The following is a 19,048-nucleotide window of genomic DNA, read 5'->3' on the forward strand; positions in this document are numbered from 1 at the left end:
TCGCCCCGCCATGCGTTGGGAGCAGCGCGCAGTGCGGCAAGCAAGTCCGTCCGGCACCATTTTAGCGGAGGCTCCAGGACGCTCCATGCTCCATGATGAGGAGGCAATCGGATGTATCGCAAATCATTTTATGCGTTCGGTGCGGACGGCAAGCCGTCTCCAGCAGTCGTCCGCCGATACCGGGAGAACGATTTCGACGAGCTAATCGGCATTCAAAGTGAATGCTTCCCCCCTCCCTTCCCGTCGGAGCTCTGGTGGAACAAGGAACAATTGGGCAACCATGTCCGTTTGTTCCCGGAGGGCGCATTATGCGTCGAGGTAGACGGCACGTTGGCGGGCTCGATTACCGGGCTGCTCGTCGACTTCAACCCCAGCGACCCGAACCACGCATGGGCGGACGTCACGGACAACGGGTATATCCGAACGCACAGGCCGGATGGTGATACGTTATACATCGTGGATATAAGCGTGCGCCCTTCTTTCCGCAAATGGGGGCTGGGCAAGCACCTTATGCAGTCGATGTACGAGCTGGTTATCGAGCGAAGACTGGCGAGGTTGCTTGGCGGCGGCCGGATGTCGGGCTATCACCGCGTCGCGGAGCAGATGACGGCAGAGCAGTATTTACAAAAGGTAGCGGCCGGCGAGCTCAAGGATCCGGTCATTACGTTCCTGCTTCGCTGCGGCCGAACGCCGCTCGGCGTCGTCGAGGGCTACCTCGACGACGAGGAATCGCGCAACTATGCCGCGCTGATGGAGTGGCGCAACCCGTTTATGGCGCGGTAATGCCACGAAATAGTGAATCTAGCGTCACTATTAGTGAACCAAAGTTCATTATTTAGGCTGGAATCCCAGCAACATAATGAATAGTGAAGCAAAGTTCACTAATAATGAACTTGCCGGCCAAATAGCGACGTCTGCTTCACTATCGGCCACCCTTTGCTCTTCAGGAAGTAAAATAGTGAATTTAGCTTCACTAATAGTGAAGCTACGTTCACTAATCAGAATTCTTGGAGCTAGGCCTACAATCCAATTAGCAGCAGACGTCCCAGTAGCAACTTAACGTTACTTTATAAGCACTACAACTCGACCTGTTCCACTAATCAGCGCTACTTTTGGAGTCAGGCCAGCGATCCAATTAGCAGCAGACGTCCCAGTACCAACTTAACGTTACTCTATAAGCACTACAACTTGACCTGTTCTGCTAATCATCAACTTTTGAAGCTAGGCCAGCGATCCAACTGGCAGCAGACGTCCCAGTACAAACTTAACGTTACTCTATAAGCACCACAGCTTAACCTGTTCCACTAATCAGCGCTACTTTTGGAGCCAGGCCCACAATCCAATTAGCAGCAGATGTCCAAGCACCAACTTAACGTTACTCTATAAACTACAGCTCGACCTGTTCTGCTAATCAGCGCTAGTTTTGGAGCTAGGCCCACAATCCAACTAGCAGCAGACGTCCCAGTACCAACTTAACGTTACTCTATAAACACTACAGCTCGACCTGTTCCGCTAATCAACTACTTGTGGAGCCCAGGCCCACAATCCAACTAGCAGCAGACGTCCCAGTACCAACTTAACGTTACTCTATAAGCACTACAGCTCGACCTATTCCGCTAATCGGCTCAACAAGCAGCAGCCACCTAAGCTGCCATGTTTCACTAATTGGTCTCATTACTCCGAGCCCATTCATTGCCCGAAACGACAAACAAGGAGGAACAATACCCATGGAATATATTCGCATTAGCAGCATCAACGATCCGCTGTTTCGCAAAATGCACGATATGATGAAAACCGTATTTCCGCCGGTGGAGGTTCTGGCTTACGAGCTTTGGAAGGAGCCGCTGGAGGATCCCGGCATCCGCGTGTTCGTCGCCGTACACGAAGGAGAGGTCGTCGGCGCTACCGAGTACCGGTATTATGCGGATTTTGAAGTCGCGATGACGGACTTTACGATTATCGGGCGCGAAGGCCTCGGCGTCGGGCCGTTCCTCGCCAAGCAGCGGCATAAGGAGCTGGTTGCGCTGGCAGCCGAGAACGGCACGCGTCTGACCGGCATGTTTGCGGAAATTTATAATCCGTACCTCGTAGAAGAATACGAATTCGGCGGTGTCAAAGCGATGAACCCGTTCGTCCGCCGCGAAGTGCTGTCCCATCTCGGCTACCGCCGGCTGGAGCTGGCTTACGTGCACCCTTCGTGGAACAATGACGGCGAAGCCGTAACCGGCCTCGACCTCGGCTTTCTCGCTTACGATGAGGAGCAAGACAGCGTGCCGGCCGAGCTGATCGTGCGCTTTTTGACGCGCTACTATGCCGTGCTTCCGAACAAGCCGCAGGCTTGGCTCGATATGATCGAATCGCTGAAAACACGCGATGCCGTAAAGCTGCTGCCTCTATAAAGCCGGCTGAACGCATCCGATCCCGGACTGCCTGACAGGACTTCATAACCGCCGAAGCGCTTCCTGCTTAATCGAATAAAAACCTCCAAACCACGGAACGGAACGTGCGCAATGACGACAAAACGGATCGAGGCTCTGGCCTTAACCCTCTTGTCGCCAGACACCGTTTGCCTGCGGGATTGGAGGTTTTTTCAAACCTGATTAACGTTAACGGAGTAACCTTTTCTCGGCGAGTTTCTTCCTCATTCATCCGCCTGGCTCGCCGCCCTTAATTGATAGAAGAAGCTATCAGCTTCATCGCCTGCACACAACTTGCCTTACTCACAACCCTTTCCGCTTCCCGCGGATTCGCTCCGCTTCCTTCGCGTTGCCAAGCGATTCATAGATCGTCTGCATAAGCTCGTAATCGAACTTGGCCGGAGCGGCGATCTTTTGCAAATAAGCCAGCGCTTTGGCTTTATCTCCTTTGTCCTCGAAGGTCCAGCCGTTCATCCACAGCAAGGCGAGCGCACGCAAAGCGTACGGATTGTCCTGCTCTCCCTCATAAGCCTGTATAGCGCCGGGATAATCGCCCTCCAGCACAAGCTTGTCGCCTTTTAGCTGCTGCGCGTCATCGATGGAGAAGAACGGAACCTCGCTCGCAAACGAAAAATAGTAACCGCTGGAGCTGCTGATCCTTCGCCCTTCCGTGTCGAAAGCATCGACGGACCAGATAAAATCGCCGCCCGGATAGACGGCCCCCAAAATACCGGATGAAGCCAGCCAAACCTTGTCAGCCGTTCCCGATTTGCCGACGCCGCGCGGATACGTCCGGAGCGTATCGATGGCATATTCCGCCCAAGGCTCCTTCCACGTTTCGTCCAGCCGTACGGTAAACGTTCCGTGCGTCTTGCCCTCTTTGTCCCGCTCCAGCGCCGTTAGGCTCACCTTATAGTTAGCCGCACCGGGATAAGGCTCCCACGCAAAACGAATACGGTCCCCGTCCTTCCCGCTCACCGTCTCATGATTCATCGGACTCGAAACGCCGACCTTGGGCACAAAACGCATGTCGACGGACACCGTCTTGCCGGCGGTCACGACAACCGAAGAGGCCGCTGCCCCCTGCTCCGTCAAAAAATAACCGTCGACCTCCCGATCCGTCACGCCGATGCCGATCTCATACTCCCCGGGAGGAACGTCGTTAAACCGGAAAACGCCGTCGCCATTCGTCATCGCCATCGGGTAGTGTCCGTAAGGAGACGAGTACCACCCGTTGTCGGACTTGCGGCGAAGCACCGCGTAGGCGTCCGCCGCAGGACGGTTCCCGATGTACAGCGTACCGGAGACCGATGGAGTGCCGCGATCGTCAAGCCGTCTGGACGCGAGCAGATCGGCGTATGCCTTCGCTTCTTTCCTTTTGTAATCGTCCTTGGCCGACGCAGCCAGCAATTGAAACAAGCGCTCCGCCGAATCCGGCTTTTTCTCGGCCAAATAAATTTGCGCCAGCTTCGAGCGGGCCATGTCGATATGGCGGTAGCCGGGGTATTTTTCGATTAAGCGAATGAGCATCTTTTCCGCATAATCGAGCTGCTCCCGGGTATGCAAGCCGTCGCCCGAGACGTTTACCGAACCGGGAAAAATAAAGACCCGCCCCTCCTCCTGCGGATTCGGCACCGCCGTTTCCGCCGCCCAATACAAAGCATCGGGAGCCTCCTTGCTGCCCGAAAAGAAAGTCAGCACGCTGTCGTATTGTTTCATTCGCATCAGGACGGAGGGGAGAACCGAATATACCGCAATCAGCAGCAGCACAAGCGCCACGCTCCCGATAGCAAGCGTCTTTACCTTCATACGGATCATTTTCTCCCTCCTTCCCCAAACGATCTCGCGTTATATACGCCGCCGTTCAGCACGACAAAGGTTCGTTCCTCCGGTCCTGCGGAGCCATTCGCGCCATCCCCCCGCTCCCGCTCGGCGGAAGGCGGAACGGGCGCATGGTGAACGGACCGCTGCACCCATACACCGACCACGGCAGAGAGAAGCAAACAAACGATAACCGCTGCCGAAACGGGGATGCGCACCTCCCGCTCCCAGAATGATCTCTTGGCACGCTGCAGCACGCGAAGCTTCAGTTCCTCACGGAACGCCGTCTGCGACAACTCCCGCTCCAGCCGTTCCCGCAGCGCATCCTTCTCAAAATCCGTCCCCATCGTTCCAGCCCCCTTCCTCCAATTTCGCCCTCAGCAGCTTTCTTCCGCGGGAGAGCTTGCTTTTGACCGTCCCCTCGGATTCTTCCAGAACGCCGCCCATTTCCTTGACCGACAGCCCCTGATAATAGTGAAGAACGATCGCTTCCCTGTATTTGTACGGCAGTTGCCGTATAGCGTACGTTAACGATAGGCCATCCGCCGCTTTCTCAGGGCCGGGCTCTGCGCTAGGCAGCTCGTAATCGGCGATCTCCCGAAAGATCAGCCTCTTCCAGGATGCTCTTCTCATTTTGCCCCGGCATAGATTGACCGTAATTTGCAGCAGCCATCCTTTTAGCGAGCCTGTGCCGTTGAACTGCCGTATATTCCGAAAAGCGGCCAAGAACGCTTCCTGACTGATGTCCTCGGCCAAATGTCTGTCCTTCAGCAGCAAGAAGGCGGTCCGGTAGATGTCGTTGCCGTAACTGTCCATCAGTTGTCTCAAGGCGGAGCCGCGTCCGCTGCGAAGCTGGTCGAGCCATTCCCGTTCCTCGGCCGGGTTCATTCGGTTCACCTCTAACTCTCTACATAACAAGATGCATCCAGGCCCCCGAAAGGTTGCAAAAGACCGATTTTTTCCGCTTACCGCGTATTTTTGGGCTCTTGTCGCGTTTTTACAAATGTTCCGACTCGGTTTATGTTACATTACACTAAAACCATCAACCGCTTCACAACCGCTAAATGAAAGGGGAACCCGCATGGACAATAACCGATCGATCGAAAAACAAAGGAACATCAACGCGACGAGTGCCGAGGTCTGGCATGTGCTCACACAACCGGAACTCATCAAGCAATGGCTGGGCGTGACCATCAGGACGGATTGGACCGTAGGAAGTCCGATCGCGTTCTCCTTCGAGTGGGAAGGCAAAGCATTCGAAGACAAAGGACATGTGCTGGCGTTCGATGAGCATCGAGCGTTCTCCTACGACTACTGGAGCGCATTTTCCAATATGCCTGACAGTCCGGAAAACTACTCGGTCATCGCTTTCCGCATTACCGATAACGAACGGCAATCCGTATTGTCCTTGCATCATAGCCGTTTTTCCACTCCGACGATGTACGAGCATTCGGACGCCAATTGGGAAGAAACGCTGGATACCGTTAAAGGGCTCGCGGAAGGGCTCCATCAACGCTAACTTGGTATGCGCATGCCTATCGGAGTACCCCCCCTACATTAACAAGCGGACTGTAAATCGATAGATGCCGCGCCATTTTTCAGCATTCAACAAAAAGAACGTTCGATGCCGGCATCGAACGTTCTTTTGCTTGTCGCGGTTAGGCCTCGCTGCACGGCGCCCTTCCTTGCAGTTTTACGCCATTTCCCTTGGATATACCGGATGTGTTCAGCGCCCGGCTGCTGTTGCACGCTCTATTTCCCCGGGGTATTCGGACGCGTTCAGCACCGCCTACTGTCGCACGCTTTATTTCCCCCGAACCTGCGCGAGCAAGCCCTTAAAATCATGCAGCAGCCGGGTAAACGCCTCAACCGACAGCCCGCTCTGCTCGACCAAACGCTCCGGCACGGTGCAGGCCTGGCTCTGCAGCGCCTTCCCTTCCTCCGTCAAGCTGATCATCACCTTGCGTTCGTCGTCCCCCGAACGTTTGCGGACGACGAGCTTCGCCGCCTCCATTCGTTTAAGCAGCGGCGTCAGCGTACCGGAGTCCAAGTATAGGCGGTCCCCAAGCTCTTTAACCGTAACCTCGTCCTTCTCCCACAACACCAGAAGCACCAAGTACTGCGGATACGTAACGCCAAGCTCATCCAGCATGGGACGATACAGCTTCGTGACTTCCCTCGAGCAGGCATATATCGCGAAGCACAACTGATTGTCCAGCTTCAACCGATCGTCGACGGTCACCCTGCATGCCCTCCGTTCTGCAGCAACCGTTTGATGTCGCCTTCGATTTTTTGCGGAGAGGTCGTCGGCGAATACCGTTTAACGACATGACCTTCGCGGTCGATCAGGAACTTCGTAAAGTTCCATTTAATGCTTTTGACCAAAAATCCACCCTTCTGCTTCTTCAAATAATCATATAGCGGATGCGTATTCGGACCGTTTACATCCACCTTGGCGAACAGCGGGAAATTGACGCCGAAATTGAGCGAGCATGCGCTCTGTATATCCTCGTTGCTGCCCGGCTCCTGATCACGGAATTGATTGCAAGGAAAGCCGAGCACCGAAAAGCCTTTATCCTTGTACGTGTCATGAAGCTTCTGAAGCCCGGTAAATTGAGGCGCAAAGCCGCATTTGGTCGCCGTATTCACGATCAACAGAACCTGATTGGCATAACCGGCAAGCGGCTGCTCTTCCCCTTTGATCGTTTTGGCCGAAAAACGGTAAACGCTCATATCGGACACCCCCCGCGAAAGATTGATAACTCGTAACTATATTGTATACAATTAAATTTATAACAATTACACTAAAAAGGCAACTCCTTTTTCATTCCATATGTTGCGCCGACAAGCAGCCTAGTATACTATATTTAGTGCCTACTCAAGAAATGAAAGGAATGAAAGCTTTGAAAACGATATGTGTATATGCGGGCTCCAACCCGGGGAACAGTACGGAATATGAACGGTATGCGGTCATGCTGGGGGAGCTTTTGGTCGAAAAGGGATACAAGCTCGTTTACGGAGGTTCCAAAATCGGATTGATGGGACGTCTGGCGGATACGGTTTTGGCGGGCGGAGGGGAAGCGGTCGGCGTGATGCCGCGCGGCCTGTTTCGCGGAGAAATGGTGCATGCCCGGCTGACCGAGCTGATCGAGGTCGATTCGATGCACGAGCGCAAAGCCAAAATGCAGGAGCTCGCGGACGGCTTCGTTGCGCTTCCGGGGGGATTCGGTACGCTTGAAGAGCTTTTTGAGGCGGTAAGCTGGTCGCAGCTGGGCATACACGCGAAGCCTGTCGGCTTGCTGGATGTCGAAGGATATTATGCTCCTCTGGTCCGCTTCGTCTCGCACGCGGTCGACGCCGGTTTCATCCACAGCGCCCATGCCGGGCTTTTGCTGCTGGAGCGCGAGCCTGCCAACCTGCTGGAGCGTATGGAATCGTTCCGGCCTCCGCAGAACGTCAACAAATGGTCGGAGCTGCCGGTTTCGAAGTAAAGGGGCCGTCCCGCACATCCCTTCGCATGCAAGAGAACGGGACGGGCATATCCAATTGAGCAGGCACTCGAAGCAGACGTTACGGCCGTCGTGCAGGCGCGTATCCGCTAAACGCAGTGCCCGCGCCAGTCCGATCAGAGAGCGCAGAGCTCGATCTCGAAACCGAGATCCTCGATCATACGATGGTCCAAGGTCGCTTCCTGCCCCTCGGTCGTCAAATAATCGCCGACGAACACGGAGTTCGCCGCATACAAGGCAAGAGGCTGCAGCGAACGCAGGTTGAGCTCCCGTCCGCCGGACGCGCGGATTTCTTTGGACGGACAGATCAAACGGAACAGCGCCAGCACCTTCAAGCATTTGCGCGGGTTCAGCTCTTTCAGTCCTTGCAGCGGCGTTCCCGGAATCGGATTCAGGAAATTGACCGGTATCGAATCGGCATCCAGCTCGCGCAACGAGTAAGCGATGTCGACGATATCGCGGTTCGTCTCCCCCATGCCGACGATGCAGCCGGAACAGGGCGACATGCCCGCGGTTTTCGCTTTTTCCACCGTGCTTATCCGATCCTCGTACGTATGCGTCGTCGTAATGGAGGCAAAATGGCTTCCGCTCGTATTCAAATTATGATTGTACCGGTCTACCCCCGCTTCCTTCAAACGCCTCGCCTGATCCTCCGACAATATGCCGAGACAAGCGCAAATTTTCATCGGCATCGTCGATTTGATTTCCTTTACCGCTTCCACTACTTGATCGAGCTCCTTGTTGGTCGGACCTCGTCCGCTGGCTACGATGCAGTACGTCCCGACCTTCAGCTCCAGCGCTTTGCGGGCGCCGTCCACCAGCGTATCCTTCTCCAGCAGCGGATACTTGCTGACCGGAGCCGTCGAGACGAGCGACTGCGAGCAGTAGCCGCAATCCTCGGGACATAATCCGCTTTTGGCGTTGATAATCAGGTTAAGCTTCACCTTCTTGCCGTAAAAATGCTTCCGCACCCGAAAAGCCGCCTGCATAACCGCCAGCAGCTCATCGTCGTCCGCCTCCAGCACGGCCAGCGCCTCCTCTTCCGTAAGCCGCTCGCCTCTCAGAGCCTTGTCGGCAAGCTCGTTCCAGTCGTAAGCAGGAATAGCCAATGATTGCTCGTTCATCTTCAGGAATGCCTCCTATGTATTCGTATGAATGGTTCGTTATAGAACAAAAAAACGTTAACCAAAATATTATGTCATGGTTAACGATTAATCAACATGTTTTTGCCTCGGCATAAAAAAGCCGGGGATTGGCGAGCGTTTAGGACTCCTATTCCTCCGGAAATGTGACGATATGCTGCGCCTCAGCGTGCACCTTGACTAACACGACTTGAATAAAAACAGGCCGCTCCTTAGGAGAACGACCTGTTTGCCCTGTCATTATTTGATCACGAGCACCGGAATTTTCGCATGCTGCACGACATTGTGGCTGACGCTGCCGAGCACGAACTCGCCGAAGCTGCCCAGCCCTCTGCTGCCGATCACGATGAGGTCGGCTTTCGCTTCCTCGGCATAAGCCAAAATCGTTTTCGCCGGGCTGCCCTGACGGACTTCGATGTGCGTATTGTCGGTATCGCTGATTTTCTCTTGAATCTTGGTGATCGCCTGCTCGGAGTAACCGTAGTAATCTTCTTCGTTTTTGATCGGAGGAACGAACATGACATCGCCCACGACATAGGTCGGAACATTAAATACGTGAATGATGTCCAACTTCGAATAATGGTTAAGCTTGGCCAGCTTGATAGCGGTATCGAGCGCTTTGTCCGAAGCTTCGGAGCCGTCATATGCGAGTACGATTTTGGAATATAACACGGTCATCACCTCATTCGTTTGATAATGATAGGTTAGCAAGTTTGTGCCGCCCGCACTGTGACAAACATCACAGAGGAGCCTCCTGCCGCTCTATCATTTCGCTCCAAGCATATGTAAATCATAACATATATTTGAGAGATGTGAAACCTAGCCGAAGCATCGCCGCGCCAACTCCGGGCCCGTTCTCCCCCCATTCGTGGTACAATATGGACAAGCAGCACCATCTTCAAGCGAAAGGAATCACCCCGTGAAAACGTTGATCATCGCCGAAAAACCCGACATGGGACGGACAATCGCAGCCGTCATCGAGCCGAAAGCGGCCAACAAACGGACGCATCTCGTCGGGCAAAATCATATCATTACTTGGGCGATCGGACACTTGGTCGGCTTGGCCGAGCCGGATCGCTACGATGATAAATATAAAAAATGGAACCTCGGCGACCTGCCGATCATTCCGGAGCAATTCAAGCTGATTCCGAACGCAAGGACCAAAGACCAGCTCGCCGTCATCGCCGAGCTCGCCAAAGAATGCGACAGCCTTGTCAACGCCTGCGACGCCGGGCGCGAGGGCCAGCTTATTTTCGCCTATATCCAGCAGCATCTCCGTTTGCGGCAGCCGGTGAAGCGGCTGTGGATTTCCGACCTGACGGCCGAGACGATCCGCAGCGGCTTCGAGGGCTTGAAGGACGGCGCCGCGTACGAAAATTTGACGAAAGCCGCGCGGGCGCGGAGCGAAGCGGATTGGCTGATCGGCATGAACGGCTCGCGCGCGTTCACGACGCGGCATAACGAGCTGCTGTCGGTAGGCCGGGTACAAACCCCCGTGCTTGCGCTCGTATATGACCGGCAAATTTTGATCGAGCAATTTACGTCGTTAAAATTTTACGATATTGAGGCAAGCTTCGATCAGCAGGCCGCGAGCTACAAAGGCATGTGGCAGGGCGAACGGTTAACCGATCCGCAGAAGGCCGAAGCGATCGCCGCCAAGGTGTGGGGCAAAACCGGCAAAATCGCCAGCTATGAGGTTAAGGACACGAAGGAATACCCGTGGAAGCTGTACGATCTGACGCTGCTGCAGCGGGAGGCGAACGGCAAGTACGGCTTTTCCGCCAAAAAGACGCTCGATCTCGCCCAAGCGCTTTACGAGAAGCACAAGGTTATTTCGTACCCGCGTACGAACTCCAACTACGTCAACGACCAGAACATCGGCGACATGCACCGCGCGCTGGACGCGTTAAGGGGCACCTCGTACAACGATCTCGTACAAGGCGCGGAGAAGCGGTTCGTCCACAAGAACAACAAGAGCATCTGCAACCCCTCCAAGGTCGAGGATCACCATGCCATCCTCCCGACCGCCAAGAAGGCAGGCAGCCTGTCGGCCGACGAGCAAAAGGTGTACGACCTGGTCGTCCGGCGGTTTTTGTCGCATTTCTATCCGGCGGCGGAGTATAAAATGCATACGGTGCTGACCGAGGTCGAAGGCGAAACGTTCAAAACGAACGTCAAGCAGCTCCTCTCGCTGGGCTGGAAGGTTGTTTATCCGGATCAGAAAAATGCGGCCGCCAAGGGCAAGAAAGAGAGCGACGAAGCCAAAGATAAAAGCGGTAAGCCGGGCGAGGACGAGAAGGACGCCGTCGCGGAAATCGAGACGGACGCGCCGTTCTCCGTCGATCCCGAATCGCCCGTGCTCTGCTCGGACGCGCAGGCGAAGGAAAAGGAAACGCAGCCGCCCAAGCCTTTTACGGAAGGCACGCTTCTGAAGGCGATGGAAAGCGCGGGCAAGCAGGTCGAGGACGACGAGCTGCGTGAGGCGATGAAAGACTCCGGCCTCGGCACCCCCGCCACGCGTGCGGCAACGATCGAGCGGCTGAAAAACGTCGGCTATATCGTCATGCAGGGCAAGCGGATCACCATTACGGCCAAAGGGCGCTTAGCCATCGAGCTTATCCGCGGCGCAGGCGTGGAGCTGCTGACGTCGCCGGAAATGACCGGTCAGTGGGAGCGCCGCCTGACCGATATTTCGCGCGGACAAGCCGCCGACGACGCCTTCATGGAGAAGGTGAAAAAATTCGCCGCCTTGATCGTCGACAAGGTGCGCATGCAGTCGCCTGCCGCGAAGCAGGCGTTCGCGGCGGCCGAGCAGCCCGCGAAGCGCGGCCGCGGCAGCCGCAGCGGCGCCGCCGCAGACGAAGGCGGCGCGGGCAAGCGCGCCGCTAGCGGGCGGGCGCCGCGAGGCGCAGCCGCCGGCGGCACGCGCAGCGCAGGCGGCGGGGCGAGCGCCGGCGGCGGCTACGCGGCGGCGCAGCGCGGCAGCGCAGGCGCTTCGCGCAGCGGCGCGGCCGCGAGCACTGCGGCTGCTGCGCAGAGCCGCGTGCGGCAGCCCGCCGGCGAAGCCGGTGCCGCCCCAGCGCCGGCGGCACCGCAGGTCATCGCGGCGTGCCCGCGTCCCGGCTGCGGCGGCGGCATTTTTATGGGCCGCCGCGGCTACGGCTGCAGCCATTACAAGAACGGCTGCTCGTTCGTCGTCTGGAAGACGAGCTTCGGCAAGACGCTCACCGACGCCACCGTCCGCACGCTGATCGAGAAAGGCAAGACAAGCAAGCTCAAGCTGACCGATGCGAACGGCAACGAAGTGAGCGCCCGCATCGTGCTGAAGGATGCCGCAACCGGGGCTCTGGAGCTGGAAACTTGACCGCGAACGATTGTTGAAGGGCCCTTTGCGGCCCTTTTTTCAAGAGTGCCCTCTATACGAATCTACCTGATGCCGAAAACAGACGACGCGAAAGACTCGTAAATCGGTCATTTCGCAGATTTGCAGGAATTTAGACGACGCGAGAGACTCTTAATCCGGTGAAATCGCGATAAAACAGACCATACTGGCAAAATAAGAGACACCGGCGTCTTCTATTTTGGAAAACTCAAGAAATTCTCGCAAATAGGAGACGTTTACGTCTCTTAAGCAAATGGCTCGCAGTTGCAGCCGGAGCCAGGGTGATACGAAACCGCGAAACCGGCTGGCGCAACCCTTTACACCAATTTTATATTACAATAATAGGGAAAAAGAAATGAGGTCTGCCGCATGTCCACCGCAACGCAGCAACAAATCCAAGTCGCCATGTACACGATGTGTCTCGTCCAAGACGGGGACAAGGTTCTGCTGATCAACAGGCCGAACAGGCTCGGTTTTCCCGGCTATATCGGCCCCGGCGGGAAAGTGGACTTTCCTGAAAGCTTGACGGAAGGCGCCGCCCGCGAGGTTTGGGAAGAAACCGGATTACGCGTCTCGAATCTGGTTTACAAAGGGCTTGACGAGTTTGTCGATCCGAAAAAGAATTACCGGTACATGGTGTTCAATTACGTCGCACGGGCTTATGAAGGCGAGCTGCTGCAGAACCCGCCGGAGGGCGAGCTGCTCTGGGTTCGCATCGACGAAGCGCTGAATTTGCCGATGCAATCATGGTTTAAACGGCGTTTCCCTCTGTTCTTCGAGGAAGGCACTTTCGAAATCCACTCCGCCTGGGATCAAGACGCACAGCTAGCGCTTAAAGAAACCACCATCAAAAAACTGTAGCGCCAACCGCATCCGCCTAGCCTAACCGAGTCGCTCCTCAACGGCCTGATCCGCATCCCTGCCCTTCCGATGCCCGGCCTCTAAGGACAAGGTAACGTGCCGGGCAGACGGGATTTATCCGTATTGCCATTATCCAACGGGAGGAATTCAATCATGAAGAACAGCTTAGCCAAAGCCATATACGAAACCGCGCATCTGACGGGCACCTTTACGCTTCGGTCGGGACAACAGTCGGACAACTATTTCGATAAATACCGTTTCGAGGCGAATCCCGCCGTTCTTCGCCAAGTAGCGGAGCGGCTTCGCGCGCTTATTCCTGCAGGCACCGAGGTTTTGGCGGGACTGGAGATGGGAGGCATCCCGATCGCCACAGCGCTATCGCTCGAGTCCGGCGTTCCGGCCGCTTTTGTGCGGAAGAAGGCTAAGGAATACGGAACGTGCAAGCTGGCTGAGGGCTTCGATGTTGAAGGCCGGCGCGTTTGCGTCATCGAGGACGTCGTGACGACCGGAGGTCAAGTCATCTTGAGCACCAACGACTTGCGCGCAGCCGGGGCGATCGTCGAGGATGTCATTTGCGTCATCGAACGCAACCCGGAAGGAAGAAAAAAATTGGCGGAGGCCGGGCTCAGGCTGCATGCCCTTTTCACGATGGAGGAGCTGCTCGCCGCAGGAACCGTGGAAAACGTGTAGTGGCGGAGAAAGGTTTCCGGGGCCGATCGCAGTCATGCCGTTCCCGGTTCGGTAATCCCCCTACGCCCTATAGTGTCTCGGCGACATACCGACCACCTTCTTGAACATGCGCGAAAACAAGAGCGCGTCCTGATAACCTACCGAGCGGGCGACCTCACCGACCGTCAGTCGTCCGCCTTCGATCAGCTCGCACGCTTTGCGCATGCGGTAGCGGAGCAAATACTGCTGTGGCGAGACGCCCAGCGCTTCCTTGAACAGCGCGGACACATACTTTCTGTCCAGCCCCAGATACGCAGCAATTTGCTGAACCGTCATTTCATTGCTGTACCTGGCATGAATGTACGCAACTCCCTTTTGTACGTAGCCGCCCTTCGGCTTGAGCGCCGAGTCCGTCTCCCGGGAGCCGGGCACCGTATCCACAAGCGCCGCCAGCAACTGATACATCAGGCTCATCATGCGCAAATCCCGGCTTCGCTCCTCCGCATAGGCCGACGCTAAACGTTCCACGATTGCCGGCATCGTCTCCTCGTCCATCCCAAAAACCGGACGTTCCGGACTAAGCGACGTGCGCTCCAGCAGTTCCCCCGCCCGCTCCCCGTCAAAAGCAACCCACGAATACGCCCAAGGCTCCTCCCTATCCGCTTGATAAGAAACGACCCGGTCCGGAAACGCGATAAACGCCTGACCCTTCTCCACGGGATGCGTAAAGCCGCCGGATTTGACGACACCACGGCCGGCATGAATGAAATGCAGTTTGACATGGTCCCTCACCCCCGGACCCCATGTATGCTCGGGCCGGCACTGCTCTTGTCCCCAGTACAACAGCCTCAATGCAGTACTGTCTACCGAGCCGGCAGTCGCGATACGGACAAATTTCTTTTCCATCCCGCACACCTCCTCCGACGATCATCATCAGACATTATGCCATTACAATAATACCTGCTGCCATAGAAAACAAGCCCGACGATGCTACAATAAATGAATACCGATCTTGAAGGAGGAATCATGTTGGGATACTTGGCAAACGAACAACGTTACGACACCATGACATATCGTCGCTGCGGCAAAAGCGGGGTAAAGCTGCCCGCGCTTTCGCTTGGGCTCTGGCATAACTATGGAGACGGCGACCGCTTCGAGAACAGCCGGGCGATGATTCGCCGCGCGTTCGACCTCGGCATCACGCATTTCGACTTGGCGAACAATTACGGGCCGCCGCCGGGTTCGGCGGAAATCAATTTCGGCCGCATCCTGAAAGACGATCTGAAACCGTACCGGGACGAACTGATCATCTCTACCAAAGCCGGCTACCGGATGTGGGCGGGACCTTACGGGGAATGGGGCTCCCGCAAAAACCTGCTGTCCAGCCTCGACCAAAGCCTGCAGCGGATGGGGCTCGACTATGTCGACATTTTCTACTCGCATCGTCCCGATCCGGAAACGCCGCTGGAAGAAACGATGGGCGCGCTCGATCATGCCGTCCGTCAAGGGAAAGCACTGTATGTCGGGCTGTCCAATTATAGTGCCGAGCAAACGCAGCAAGCAGTTGACATCCTGAAGCGGCTCGGGACGCCGTGCCTGATTCATCAGCCGAACTACTCCATGCTCAACCGCCGTCCGGAGGAAGGGCTGTTCGATGTTTTGCAGACGGAAGGCGTCGGCTCGATCGCGTATTGCCCTCTTGCGCGCGGCTTGCTTACGAGCCGTTACCTGCACGGCATTCCGGCCGATTCGCGGGCAGCGGGCTCGAGCGTCTTCCTCAAGGAAAGCGACGTAACCGAGGAACGCATCAACCAGGCGCGGCTGCTTAACGAGCTGGCTCAGCAGCGCGGCCAAAGTCTGGCGCAGCTGGCGCTCGTGTGTGTGCTGCGGGGCGGCCGCGTCACCACCGCTTTGATCGGCGCCAGCAAGGTCGGCCAGATCGAGGAAAATGTCGCCGCGCTGCAGCAGTCTCATTTTACCGACGAAGAATTGCAAACGATCGATCGGATTTTGCAGCCTGCGGGCTAAAGACGTTAAACCGTACGGCCGTTCTCTTGGAGCGCGGCTGTACGGTTTTTTCTTTGTGCTGCAGCCTATTTTCATCCGAAACATTCAGCTTCGCACCGGGATATGGTACGATGGTAAGTACCGGCGCCTAACAAGGTTTTCCATCGTCACGAGGCCCTTAGAGGTCCTAGCCTTATCGCCGACGCTCCTACTCTTCCGCAAGCTTGGAGGCGATACGATGAAAAGACGGAACGAAGAGAAGCTTCATCTGGAGAAAGAAGCCATTTCGATATTCGTGAACATATATAACCGCAACAACCCGGTCAAGCTGCGTCTGCTGTACCAGCAGGAGAAACCGGATGCCGTGCTGCAGGACGCGAAGCGGCAGAAGCTCGGTCTGGAAGTGACGCATCTGTTCTTCGGCTCCGAGGAGGCCAAAATGCTGTTCGGCCGCTCTCAGGAAACGTCCTGCGCTTTGGAAACGCTCGATGTGCTCGTCGAAGAGCTGAATAAGCGGATTGAACGGAAGGAACAGAAAATAAGCGCCTACTCGCATGATTATCCGGTCGCCCTGCTGATCCGCAACGCCTCTCCAGCCTTCGGCATGTCGAACATTTTGGCGGTCAAGGACCGCATCCGCAAACCGCTGCCTTCTTTCGTGCATACGTGGTTTTTGTCGCGCGACGGCTCGGAGGAATGGCTGCTTAAGGACCTTAACGATCTGACCGAGGCGGAAAAGGATGTGAACTGACCGTTGCCCTTTACGTTTGCTCATCCCTTGTATGCCTTCCCTCTTAAGCTTGCCGCACCGGCTTCCTTCAGCATGACGGGACTCGTGCTCGGGAGCATGTCGCCCGATTTCGAATATTTCATCGCGCTTGAGCCGTATCAAGCTATCGGGCACACGCATGCGGGACTGTTGGCGGAAGCGCTGCCGCTCTGCACGCTGCTCGCCTTCCTGTTCCACCGCGTCATCCGGATGCCGCTTGCCGTGCATCTCCCGTCAAGCTGCGGCCTGGACGCCAGAGCCGTACAGCTGATTACGCCGTGGGAGCTGAATACGCTCCGCAAATGGATCGTCTTTGTGCTGTCGGTGGCAGCGGGCTTTTACTCGCATGTGCTGTTGGACGGATTTACGCATAGCGGCGGAGCTTTCGTTGGGCGGCTCCCCCTCCTTAAGGACACGCTTGCGGGGATCCCTCTATATAAAATCGGACAGCATTCGCTTTCGCTGATCGGACTTGCCGTGCAAACCGTCCTTCTGGCGTCGCTGCTGCTGCGGAAGAAGCCGGCTATGGCCGGAGAGTTCCCTAAGGCAGACAGCCGGCAAAAGCGGATGTTCTGGCTGCTTGCCGCCGCGGCTGCGGCCGTCACGATCGCCTTGAAGCTTGCTTTTACGGATAGCGCCAACGGCATAGGCATTCTTGTCGTTTCCACGCTCTCCGGCGGCTTTCTAGGAATAACCGCCACATCCGCCATATGGACGGTGCGCTTTGCGCAACTCCGAAGACGCTGAGCCCCGCAGATCGGGACGACCCTATCGCTGGCGGCAGCCGGCTGTCCGTAAGCTTGAACAACGGAAGCAAGATGACGAAAACTCGCGCACTCAAGCGCATTGGACAACTCGCTTAGGCGGAATTCGCTGCAGGCAAGCCGTTTCATAAGAAACGAAACGACTGGCACGGAGGTTGACGGATGACTTCTTTCACTATTCGCAGTTCGATCGGCACGTATGACGAAGACTGGTTCGACGACGGGTTCCATCATCATCCTACCGTTGAAATCAGCATCGTGCTGGAAGGTCGCGGGCTTTTTGAATGGAATGAACGCAAAATCGTGGAAACCGGCCACATCGTCGTCGTTCCGCCTGATTTGCCGCACCGTTATGCCGCCGTGTCCAGCGTGCGCTTCGGCGTCATTCATCTGCTTGACTATGCCGAAGATACGGCGGAGCTGCTGGGGCAGCTTGTCGACCTATCCGGGGCCAAACCCAGCATTGCGGCCTTATCCCGGTTGGACAAGGAAAGGTTTGAACGATTGTTTCGGGAGTGGCTTCGGATCAAAGCCTCTTCGCTCAAGGACACGCCTCGCAATTACGCCGCATGGACCCATATGATGCTGCTGTTCTTGCTCGAGCATTCCCAAGCCGATCTGCACGCCATGACGGTGACGAAGGCCGCCGACTATATTCGCGAAAATTTACAGCAAAACGTTCAAATGTCCGACTTGTCCGAGCTCGCAGGGTTAACGGTGGCCGGCTTCCGCAGGCTTTTCGAGCAAATATACGGAATGAGCCCGAAACGCTACCAGCAGCAGTGCCGGATGAACGAAGCGAAATGGCTGCTCAGCTCCACCGGCAAAGACATTCAGGAAATCGCCGAGCAGATCGGCTTCGAACGGCTTCATTCGTTCTCCCAATGGTTCAAAGAATCCGAGGGGCTATCCCCTACCGCATGGCGCAGAAGATTGCATATGAAAAGCAACGGATCAGACTAGCTGCTAGCTGCGGATGGAGTGCCGGATGCATGACGGATTCGAGAGCCTGCCCGTGTTAAACCAAAACGACCGCGCATGCACCCGGTAACGGGCGATGCGCGGTCGTTCAGTTAGTAAGACTATGCTCGATTTGCCGGGGCTCCAGCCTGCGAGACCTCCCTCCGTAAACGGAGAGAAGCACTTTGGCTTTGGCTACAAGCTATTGCTCCGGCTCCAGCTGGGCTGGGCTAGGCTGCTGTGCGGTTATGGCAGCTCCCTTAGCTTCGACGCGATCGGCGTCCTCTCCTTGACGGCCGGTACGTCCGCCGGATAGCCTACGCCGAATACGCCTACCACGTCGCAGCCTTCCGGCACGCCCATGATCTCGCGGTTTCGCGGCGAGGCGCCGAAGGACGTCCAGCGTGTAGCCGCTCCGGCTTCATGCGCCAGCAGCATGAAGTTCTGCACGAAACAGGATACGGCCATCACATGCTCGTCGCGGTCGAACGGCGTCATAGCCGGCGTCGAAAGCACCGCAAGCACGACCGGAGCTCCGCCGAAATCGTCCTTATGGTTCAGCTTCGCTCTCGTTTCGGGACCGACAACGAGAATTTCCCACGGTTCGGCCATCCTGTGATTCGGCGCATAGCTGGCCGCTTCCAGCCATTCGTTCAACAGCTCGCGACCGATCGGATCGGGCTTAAACGCCTTCACGTTACGGCGCGTAACAACGGCTTGTTTGACATCCATGCTTCAACCACTCCT

Annotated in this window: 20 protein-coding genes; 11 read left to right on the forward strand and 9 right to left on the reverse strand. The window is 56.3% G+C overall.

All coding sequences use genetic code 11. From position 1 onward, the window contains the following. Positions 1 to 111: 111 nt before the first annotated feature. Together ACKGJP_RS32990 and ACKGJP_RS32995 are read left to right on the forward strand one after the other, a co-directional pair. A complete protein-coding gene (locus tag ACKGJP_RS32990) occupies positions 112 to 783 on the forward strand; it encodes a GNAT family N-acetyltransferase (RefSeq protein ID WP_409342967.1) in 672 nt (223 codons plus the stop codon). 944 nt (positions 784 to 1,727) lie between these two features. Continuing rightward, positions 1,728 to 2,399 carry a GNAT family N-acetyltransferase gene (locus ACKGJP_RS32995; protein ID WP_409342968.1) on the forward strand — a complete coding sequence of 224 codons (672 nt, stop codon included), beginning with the start codon at positions 1,728 to 1,730 and terminating at the stop codon, positions 2,397 to 2,399. Between the two features lie 321 nt (positions 2,400 to 2,720). Here the strand turns inward: ACKGJP_RS32995 and ACKGJP_RS33000 are convergent, their stop codons facing one another. From ACKGJP_RS33000 to ACKGJP_RS33010, 3 genes are read right to left on the reverse strand one after another with little or no spacing between them, the layout of a single operon-like run. Beyond that, complete coding sequence (locus ACKGJP_RS33000) at positions 2,721 to 4,235, reverse strand: hypothetical protein (RefSeq protein WP_409342969.1); 1,515 nt, start codon at positions 4,233 to 4,235, stop codon at positions 2,721 to 2,723. Further along, positions 4,232 to 4,585 (reverse strand): hypothetical protein, encoded by a 354-nt coding sequence (locus ACKGJP_RS33005; protein ID WP_409342970.1) that lies wholly within the window; start codon positions 4,583 to 4,585, stop codon positions 4,232 to 4,234. Before ACKGJP_RS33005 ends, ACKGJP_RS33000 begins: the two co-directional genes overlap by 4 nt. After that, complete coding sequence (locus ACKGJP_RS33010) at positions 4,569 to 5,126, reverse strand: RNA polymerase sigma factor (RefSeq protein ID WP_409342971.1); 558 nt, start codon at positions 5,124 to 5,126, stop codon at positions 4,569 to 4,571. Before ACKGJP_RS33010 ends, ACKGJP_RS33005 begins: the two co-directional genes overlap by 17 nt. A gap of 193 nt (positions 5,127 to 5,319) precedes the next feature. Between ACKGJP_RS33010 and ACKGJP_RS33015 the strand changes: the two genes are divergently transcribed. Further along, complete coding sequence (locus tag ACKGJP_RS33015) at positions 5,320 to 5,757, forward strand: SRPBCC domain-containing protein (protein ID WP_409342972.1); 438 nt, start codon at positions 5,320 to 5,322, stop codon at positions 5,755 to 5,757. A 285-nt stretch (positions 5,758 to 6,042) separates the two neighbouring features. On the opposite strand, the gene ACKGJP_RS33020 is transcribed toward ACKGJP_RS33015, so the two are convergent. Together ACKGJP_RS33020 and ACKGJP_RS33025 are read right to left on the reverse strand one after the other, a co-directional pair. Beyond that, positions 6,043 to 6,480 (reverse strand): MarR family winged helix-turn-helix transcriptional regulator, encoded by a 438-nt coding sequence (locus ACKGJP_RS33020; protein WP_409342973.1) that lies wholly within the window; start codon positions 6,478 to 6,480, stop codon positions 6,043 to 6,045. After that, complete coding sequence (locus ACKGJP_RS33025) at positions 6,477 to 6,971, reverse strand: glutathione peroxidase (protein ID WP_409342974.1); 495 nt, start codon at positions 6,969 to 6,971, stop codon at positions 6,477 to 6,479. The genes ACKGJP_RS33020 and ACKGJP_RS33025 overlap by 4 nt, the downstream gene beginning before the upstream one ends. 170 nt (positions 6,972 to 7,141) lie before the next feature. Here ACKGJP_RS33025 and ACKGJP_RS33030 point away from each other — a divergent pair, with 170 nt between their 5' ends. Continuing rightward, positions 7,142 to 7,729: a TIGR00730 family Rossman fold protein gene (locus tag ACKGJP_RS33030; RefSeq protein WP_409342975.1), complete on the forward strand. Its 588-nt coding sequence runs from the start codon at positions 7,142 to 7,144 to the stop codon at positions 7,727 to 7,729. A 134-nt stretch (positions 7,730 to 7,863) separates the two neighbouring features. On the opposite strand, the gene bioB is transcribed toward ACKGJP_RS33030, so the two are convergent. After that, positions 7,864 to 8,871, reverse strand: a complete 1,008-nt coding sequence (gene bioB, locus ACKGJP_RS33035) for a biotin synthase BioB (protein WP_409342976.1) — start codon at positions 8,869 to 8,871, stop codon at positions 7,864 to 7,866. A 258-nt stretch (positions 8,872 to 9,129) separates the two neighbouring features. Continuing rightward, complete coding sequence (locus ACKGJP_RS33040; RefSeq protein ID WP_409342977.1) at positions 9,130 to 9,600, reverse strand: universal stress protein; 471 nt, start codon at positions 9,598 to 9,600, stop codon at positions 9,130 to 9,132. Between the two features lie 208 nt (positions 9,601 to 9,808). Here ACKGJP_RS33040 and ACKGJP_RS33045 point away from each other — a divergent pair, with 208 nt between their 5' ends. The 3 genes from ACKGJP_RS33045 (at position 9,809) to pyrE (ending at position 13,822) form a co-directional block, all read left to right on the forward strand. After that, positions 9,809 to 12,253 carry a DNA topoisomerase 3 gene (locus tag ACKGJP_RS33045; protein WP_409342978.1) on the forward strand — a complete coding sequence of 815 codons (2,445 nt, stop codon included), beginning with the start codon at positions 9,809 to 9,811 and terminating at the stop codon, positions 12,251 to 12,253. Positions 12,254 to 12,640: 387 nt separating this feature from the next. Beyond that, entirely contained in the window at positions 12,641 to 13,132 is a 492-nt protein-coding gene (locus ACKGJP_RS33050) for an 8-oxo-dGTP diphosphatase (RefSeq protein ID WP_409342979.1), read from the forward strand. Between the two features lie 150 nt (positions 13,133 to 13,282). Continuing rightward, positions 13,283 to 13,822 (forward strand): orotate phosphoribosyltransferase, encoded by a 540-nt coding sequence (gene pyrE, locus ACKGJP_RS33055; RefSeq protein ID WP_409347322.1) that lies wholly within the window; start codon positions 13,283 to 13,285, stop codon positions 13,820 to 13,822. A gap of 60 nt (positions 13,823 to 13,882) precedes the next feature. Here the strand turns inward: pyrE and ACKGJP_RS33060 are convergent, their stop codons facing one another. Next, on the reverse strand, positions 13,883 to 14,707 hold the full coding sequence (locus ACKGJP_RS33060; protein WP_409342980.1) for an AraC family transcriptional regulator: 825 nt from the start codon (positions 14,705 to 14,707) through the stop codon (positions 13,883 to 13,885). Between the two features lie 123 nt (positions 14,708 to 14,830). Between ACKGJP_RS33060 and mgrA the strand changes: the two genes are divergently transcribed. From mgrA to ACKGJP_RS33080, 4 genes are all read left to right on the forward strand, one after another. After that, positions 14,831 to 15,829, forward strand: a complete 999-nt coding sequence (gene mgrA / locus ACKGJP_RS33065) for an L-glyceraldehyde 3-phosphate reductase (RefSeq protein ID WP_409347323.1) — start codon at positions 14,831 to 14,833, stop codon at positions 15,827 to 15,829. A gap of 217 nt (positions 15,830 to 16,046) precedes the next feature. Further along, complete coding sequence (locus ACKGJP_RS33070) at positions 16,047 to 16,559, forward strand: hypothetical protein (RefSeq protein WP_409342981.1); 513 nt, start codon at positions 16,047 to 16,049, stop codon at positions 16,557 to 16,559. Positions 16,560 to 16,562: 3 nt separating this feature from the next. Then, positions 16,563 to 17,324 (forward strand): DUF4184 family protein, encoded by a 762-nt coding sequence (locus tag ACKGJP_RS33075; RefSeq protein WP_409342982.1) that lies wholly within the window; start codon positions 16,563 to 16,565, stop codon positions 17,322 to 17,324. Between the two features lie 179 nt (positions 17,325 to 17,503). Further along, positions 17,504 to 18,304 (forward strand): helix-turn-helix domain-containing protein, encoded by an 801-nt coding sequence (locus tag ACKGJP_RS33080; RefSeq protein WP_409342983.1) that lies wholly within the window; start codon positions 17,504 to 17,506, stop codon positions 18,302 to 18,304. A gap of 243 nt (positions 18,305 to 18,547) precedes the next feature. On the opposite strand, the gene ACKGJP_RS33085 is transcribed toward ACKGJP_RS33080, so the two are convergent. Next, positions 18,548 to 19,033 (reverse strand): nitroreductase family protein, encoded by a 486-nt coding sequence (locus tag ACKGJP_RS33085; RefSeq protein WP_409342984.1) that lies wholly within the window; start codon positions 19,031 to 19,033, stop codon positions 18,548 to 18,550. Positions 19,034 to 19,048: the final 15 nt, after the last annotated feature.

Origin of the sequence: Paenibacillus litoralis, assembly GCF_046244365.1 — a bacterium.
In the GTDB taxonomy this organism is placed as follows: Bacteria; Bacillota; Bacilli; order Paenibacillales; family NBRC-103111; genus Paenibacillus_V.

Bases quoted from the DNA above. Each gene is read 5' to 3' on its own strand.
- ACKGJP_RS33050 (WP_409342979.1), top strand. From the start codon at position 12,641: ATGTCCACCGCAACGCAGCAACAAATCCAAGTCGCCATGTACACGATG.
- ACKGJP_RS33085 (WP_409342984.1), bottom strand. From the start codon at position 19,033: ATGGATGTCAAACAAGCCGTTGTTACGCGCCGTAACGTGAAGGCGTTT.
- ACKGJP_RS33080 (WP_409342983.1), top strand. From the start codon at position 17,504: ATGACTTCTTTCACTATTCGCAGTTCGATCGGCACGTATGACGAAGAC.
- ACKGJP_RS33005 (WP_409342970.1), bottom strand. From the start codon at position 4,585: ATGGGGACGGATTTTGAGAAGGATGCGCTGCGGGAACGGCTGGAGCGG.
- ACKGJP_RS33010 (WP_409342971.1), bottom strand. From the start codon at position 5,126: ATGAACCCGGCCGAGGAACGGGAATGGCTCGACCAGCTTCGCAGCGGA.
- ACKGJP_RS33060 (WP_409342980.1), bottom strand. From the start codon at position 14,707: ATGGAAAAGAAATTTGTCCGTATCGCGACTGCCGGCTCGGTAGACAGT.
- ACKGJP_RS33025 (WP_409342974.1), bottom strand. From the start codon at position 6,971: ATGAGCGTTTACCGTTTTTCGGCCAAAACGATCAAAGGGGAAGAGCAG.
- ACKGJP_RS32995 (WP_409342968.1), top strand. From the start codon at position 1,728: ATGGAATATATTCGCATTAGCAGCATCAACGATCCGCTGTTTCGCAAA.
- bioB (WP_409342976.1), bottom strand. From the start codon at position 8,871: ATGAACGAGCAATCATTGGCTATTCCTGCTTACGACTGGAACGAGCTT.
- ACKGJP_RS32990 (WP_409342967.1), top strand. From the start codon at position 112: ATGTATCGCAAATCATTTTATGCGTTCGGTGCGGACGGCAAGCCGTCT.
- ACKGJP_RS33015 (WP_409342972.1), top strand. From the start codon at position 5,320: ATGGACAATAACCGATCGATCGAAAAACAAAGGAACATCAACGCGACG.
- ACKGJP_RS33000 (WP_409342969.1), bottom strand. From the start codon at position 4,235: ATGATCCGTATGAAGGTAAAGACGCTTGCTATCGGGAGCGTGGCGCTT.
- ACKGJP_RS33070 (WP_409342981.1), top strand. From the start codon at position 16,047: ATGAAAAGACGGAACGAAGAGAAGCTTCATCTGGAGAAAGAAGCCATT.